Annotated in this window: 2 pseudogenes; both read right to left on the reverse strand. The window is 45.7% G+C overall.

The annotated features are described in order from the left end of the window. Positions 1–246 (reverse strand): annotated as a pseudogene (locus tag VT06_RS17380) (argininosuccinate lyase); the annotation flags it as partial. Next, positions 243–435: pseudogene (locus VT06_RS17385) on the reverse strand (argininosuccinate synthase domain-containing protein); the annotation flags it as partial. The pseudogenes VT06_RS17385 and VT06_RS17380, both read right to left, overlap by 4 nt.

Raw genomic sequence — 435 nt, forward strand, 5'->3', positions numbered from 1 at the left:
TTCCGCTTCATTCTGTAATGGCAATTGCGGATTCGCTAACACCTCGGCCAATAAATTATCTAGGCCGGTTTGTAGTGCCTGTTGCTCATCCTTATTCAATAGCGCTTGTTCAGTAAGTGCATTCACCCAAGCTTTGCTCGCTTGAATATCAAATGGCGCCAGCACGTAATCAAATTTCAGCGAATCATTAAACTCGCGAAATTCAACCGCACTGCCCTCTTCAAACCGGCCACCCCACATACTCATGCTAAACCTCCTTGCTTCAGCGCCCGAATTCGGCTTGCTAAGCTGAATAGGCGAATAAAGCCAGCTGCATCTTTTTGTTGATACACTTCATCCTCTTCAAAGGTAGCAAAGGCTTCTGAATATAAACTGTATGGCGATTTACGGCCGAGCACCGTTACATTGCCTTTATATAAGCCAATGCGCACCGTA

The organism is Arsukibacterium sp. MJ3 (assembly GCF_000987765.1).
GTDB lineage: Bacteria > Pseudomonadota > Gammaproteobacteria > Enterobacterales > Alteromonadaceae > Alishewanella.